The organism is Actinomycetota bacterium (assembly GCA_036280995.1).
GTDB lineage: Bacteria > Actinomycetota > CALGFH01 > CALGFH01 > CALGFH01 > CALGFH01.
Genome location: DASUPQ010000206.1, coordinates 1 through 4,657, shown reverse-complemented (window position 1 = coordinate 4,657; position 4,657 = coordinate 1). Strand labels below are relative to the sequence as shown.

The window sequence follows — 4,657 nt, the reverse complement described above, 5'->3', positions numbered from 1 at the left end:
GCGTGGCCTCCTTCGGCATCTGGACCCTGGCCGGGCTGATGGCGCTCGGCACCCTCGGCCTCGACCTCGGCCCCCTGATCGCCGGGGCCGGGATCGTCGGGGTCGCGGTCGGGTTCGGCTCCCAGAACCTGGTCCGCGACTTCATCTCCGGCATCTTCATGCTGATGGAGGACCAGTACGGGGTCGGCGACGTGGTCGACGCCGGACCGGCCACCGGCACGGTCGAGGGCGTCGGCCTGCGCACCACCCGGCTGCGGGACGTCAACGGCACCCTCTGGCACATCCCCAACGGCGAGATCCGCCGGGTCGGCAACCGCTCCCAGGGCTGGGCCCGGGCCCTGGTCGACGTCGAGGTCGCCTACTCGACCGACCTCGACGACGCCACCCGGACGATCGAGCGGGTCGCCCACGAACTGTCCGTGGACGAGCACTGGGCGGCCAAGCTCCTCGAGCAGCCCGAGGTCTGGGGGGTCGAGGAGCTCGGTCCCGACGGCATCCGCGTCCGCCTGGTCGCCAAGACCCGTCCCCTGGAGCAGTGGAAGGTCGCCCGCGAGCTCCGGGCCCGGCTCAAGGTCGCCTTCGACAAGGCCGGCATCGAGGTCTCGGCCCAGAAGGCCCTCACCAGCGACGGCGACGAACAGGGCCAGCCGGCCGCCTGAGAAGATTCGCGCGTCCCGGTACGGGTAGGCTTTCGGCATGGCGAACCCCGATGTGTTCACGATCGTCCTCGCCGGGGGTGAGGGGAAGCGGCTGGCGCCGCTGACGCTGGACCGGGCCAAGCCGGCGGTGGCGTTCGGAGGGGACTACCGGCTGGTCGACTTCGTGCTGTCGAACCTGGTCAACGGCGGCTACATGCGGATCGCGGTGCTGACCCAGTACAAGAGCCACAGCCTGGACCGGCACGTCACCACCAGCTGGCGGCTGTCGCCGCTGCTGGGCAACTACGTGACCCCGGTGCCGGCGCAGATGCGGCGGGGGCCGCGCTGGTTCGCGGGATCGGCGGACGCGATCTTCCAGAGCCTCAACCTGGTCTACGACGAGCGCCCCGAGCACGTGATCGTGTTCGGGGCCGACCACGTCTACCGGATGGACCCCCGCCAGATGGTGGAGCAGCACGTCGCGTCGGGCGCCGGGGTGACGGTGGCCGGGATCCGGGTGCCGATCGGCGAGGCCAACCAGTTCGGGGTCATCGAGACCGCCGCCGACGGGCGCCGCATCAGCGCCTTCCGGGAGAAGCCGAGCGACCCCCAGGGCCTGCCCGACGCGCCCGACCAGGTGTTCGCGTCCATGGGCAACTACGTGTTCCGGGCCGACACCCTGATCAAGGCCGTGTCCCTGGACGCCAAGGACGAGGACTCCGAGCACGACCTGGGCGGCAACATCATCCCCATGATGGTCGAGCGGGGCGAGGCCGAGGTCTACGACTTCGCCGACAACGAGGTGCCCGGGGCCACCGACCGGGACCGCGGCTACTGGCGGGACGTCGGCACCCTGGACGCCTACTATGAGGCCCACATGGACCTGATCTCGGTCCACCCGGTGTTCAACCTCTACAACCGCAAGTGGCCGATCCTGAGCTGGCACGAGCCCCTGCCCCCGGCCAAGTTCGTGTTCGAGGACGGCGAGGGGCGGACCGGCCAGGCGCTCGACTCGATGGTCTCGGCCGGGGTGGTGGTGTCGGGCGGCACGGTGCGGCGCTCGATCCTGTCGCCGGGGGTGCGGGTCCACACCGGCGCCCGGGTCGAGGGGTCGGTGGTGATGCACGACGTCGACGTGGGCCGGGGCGCGGTCGTCCGCAACGCCATCGTCGACAAGAACGTGCAGATCCCCGAGGGCGCCCGGATCGGCGTCGACCTGGACCGGGACCGCGAGCGGTTCGTGGTCTCCGACGGCGGCGTGGTCGTCATCGGGAAGGGTCAGAAGATCGACGCCTGACGGCGGCGTCTCCCTCCTCGGCCGCTTCGGGGGCGACCCGGCGGGCCAGGTCGTCCCAGAGGCCGGGGTGGTCGGACAGCTCCTCCCGGGTCGTGCGGGTGAGGGCGGCCGGGGTGACGGCGGCCAGGGCGGCGGCCAGCGGCGCGGAGCCGAGGGCGGCCACGGCGGTGGCGGCGGCCCGTCCGGGCCCGAAGCGCGCGGTCAGGCTGACGAGCAGCTCGACCAGGTCGGCCTGGCGCAGCCGTTCCGAGGCGACGGCGGTGGCGTGGTCGAAGTCGACCAGCCAGGGCCGGCCGTCCTCGTCGACCACCACGCTGTGGCGGCCCAGGTCGCCGTGGGCGATGCCGGCCTGGTGGAGGCGGGCCACCTCGGCCCAGGCGTCCTCGAGGGTGGCGTCGCCGACGGCCGCCGGGTCGGCCTCCTCCAGGGAGCGGCCGGGGATCATCCGCTGCACCAGCAGCCCGGCCCCGCTGCCGTACGGCCCGGCCAGGACCACCCGGGGGGTGCGGACCCCGGCCGTGCCGGCGAGCAGCCCCAGGTAGGCCTCGTGCTCGACCTGCTGGAGGGGCGGGCCGGTGCCCCGGCGGCCCGGCTCGGCCCGGCGCCGGACCAGCATCCGCCAGAGCCGGTAGAGGAGGTCCTCGTCGCGCCGCTCGCGGGGGATGAGCTTGGCGAACAGGTGCTGGCCGTCGGGGCCGACGGCCTCGAAGCGGGCCGAGCGGCGGGCGTCGCGCCCGCCCAGCGGGGCCACCCCGGTCACCTGGAGCCCCTGCTCGCGCAGGGCCTTGGCCGCCCGCTCGGGCGAGGGCCGGCCCCCGGGGGCGCCCAGCAGCAGGTGGACCAGCGACCCGGCCGCCCAGCCGAGGGCGGCCCCGCCGACCACGTCCAGGGGCAGGTGGACCCCGACGTACAGCCGCGACACGCAGACCAGGGCGGCCACCAGCACCGCCGCCCAGCGGAGCCGCCGCGGCAGGTAGGGGACGATCAGGGTGGCGATGGCCACGGCCACGGCGGCGTGCCCGGACACGAACCCGAGGCCGCTGTCCTGGGCGCCGCGGATGTGGACGTCGTCGAGCAGGGCCGCCGGCCGGCCGCGGCCCACCTCGTCCTTGATCCACTTGGCCAGCAGCCACACCCCGATGCCGGTGACGGCCAGGTTGAAGGCCAGCCAGAACCGCCGGGTGGCGGCCACGACCGCGGCCGCGACCCCGACGGCGAGCACGTTGCCGGCCTGCATGACCACCCAGAACGCCGGGAACAGGGCCGTCGGGAGGTCGTTGGCCAGCCGGAACAGGTCCTCCTCGAGCACCCCGACCTCGTCGGGGCGGACGGTGAGGAGGCAGACGAGCAGGATGGCCGCCCCGGCGACCAGCCGGAGCGCGTCGCCGGGATGGCGGGGCAGGGTCTTCATCTTGGGGAGCCCGCTCACGAGGCCGCCTCCGGGGGCGGGTCGAGCGGCACCCGGCCGTCGGTGAAGTCGGCCACCGTCTCGCGCAGGGCGTCCCGGGTGACGAAGCCGAGGGCGGCCAGGACCTCCCCCAGCGGCCGGGCCTGCTCGTCGCTGCGGAAGTCGAGCCGGTAGGTGACGCAGCCGCCCGTGAACAGGTAGTAGACGGCGCCCTGGTAGCGCCGGCCCGGGTCGATGGAGATGACCTCCTGGTAGCTGCGGGTGGCGGGGTGGTCGGAGGGCACCCTGGTGACGTCGGGGCCGATGCTGCAGAACTGCTCCAGCACCACCTGCACGGCGTGCATGCCGACCCGGTCCGAGTCCAGCGCGAACCGCACCCGCCCGTTGCGGACGAAGATGTCGCTCACGCTCCAGCCGGCCGGGAGCAGCTCGACGCAGGGCAGCTGGCTGGCCGACGGCACCGCCTGGGCCATCAGGACCACCAGGGCCGTCCCCTGCCGACCCTGGTAGCGGCAGGCCGGCTCGCGGGCCTGGGCGAAGTCGGCGCCGCCCGGCCGGACGCAGCCGGCCAGCAGCAGGCAGGCCAGAGCCAGCAGCGCCAGGCGCCTCACAGCAGCCCCGCCGACTCGAAGGTGCCCAGGGCCATGAGCAGCACCAGCAGGGTGAGCGCGGCCACCCCGGCCATCAGCCCGATCCGCCGGATGCTCCAGCGCTGGATGGCGATCGGGGGTGGCAGCTCGGGTAGCAGCTGGAGGAACTCGGCGTGGAGGTCGCGGCCCTGGACGCGCATCATCCGGCGCAGCTGGGAGGGCATGGTGATGCCGCTGGTGGCGGCGAAGGCCTCGGCGATCTCGTCGTCGTTGAACTGCAGCCGGGCCCGCCGGTAGACCTGCTCGGGGCTGGACCGGGTGGCCAGGACCAGCAGCATGTTGGCCAGGTCGACCGCCTGACGCCAGGGGCTGGGCCGGACCTCGGCGAAGAACACGTCGATCAGGTGGACCCGGCCGTCGCGGACCAGCAGGTTGGCCGGCTTGATGTCGCGGTGGGCGAGGCCGGCGTCCCACAGCCGGCGGATGATGCGCAGGCCGTCGTCGATGATGGCGTCGTCGACCTCGTCGAGGTCGCCGAGTTCCCGGGCGTCGTCGAAGAACTCGGTGACCACCACGTACTCGCGCTCGGGGGTGATCTCCACGATCCCGAACGGCTCCGGGCTGCGGACCCCGGCGCCGTGCATCAGCCGCAGGGCGTAGTCCTCCTGCTGGACCAGCCGCCGCACGGTGTTGAACGGCTTCTCGTCCTCCAGGCGGCCGTACA

General features: G+C 73.7%; 5 protein-coding genes. 2 read left to right on the top strand and 3 right to left on the bottom strand.

The genetic code is table 11. From position 1 onward, the window contains the following. Positions 1–659, top strand: a 659-nt coding sequence (locus tag VF468_06495) for a mechanosensitive ion channel family protein (GenBank protein ID HEX5877958.1), incomplete at its 5' end; no start/stop codon positions are given. Between the two features lie 37 nt (positions 660–696). Further along, on the top strand, positions 697–1,935 hold the full coding sequence (gene glgC / locus VF468_06490; protein HEX5877957.1) for a glucose-1-phosphate adenylyltransferase: 1,239 nt from the start codon (positions 697–699) through the stop codon (positions 1,933–1,935). On the opposite strand, the gene VF468_06485 is transcribed toward glgC, so the two are convergent. The 3 genes from VF468_06485 to VF468_06475 form a co-directional block, all read right to left on the bottom strand. Next, the gene (locus tag VF468_06485; GenBank protein ID HEX5877956.1) at positions 1,904–3,364 is read right to left on the bottom strand and encodes a phosphatase PAP2 family protein; all 1,461 of its coding nucleotides are present in this window, start codon (positions 3,362–3,364) and stop codon (positions 1,904–1,906) included. The two genes, glgC and VF468_06485, sit on opposite strands and share 32 nt — an antisense overlap. Further along, on the bottom strand, positions 3,361–3,954 hold the full coding sequence (locus VF468_06480) for a hypothetical protein (protein HEX5877955.1): 594 nt from the start codon (positions 3,952–3,954) through the stop codon (positions 3,361–3,363). The genes VF468_06485 and VF468_06480 overlap by 4 nt, the downstream gene beginning before the upstream one ends. Continuing rightward, positions 3,951–4,657 (bottom strand): RIO1 family regulatory kinase/ATPase (locus VF468_06475; GenBank protein HEX5877954.1); only part of this gene is annotated, 707 nt, incomplete at its 5' end. The genes VF468_06475 and VF468_06480, both read right to left, overlap by 4 nt.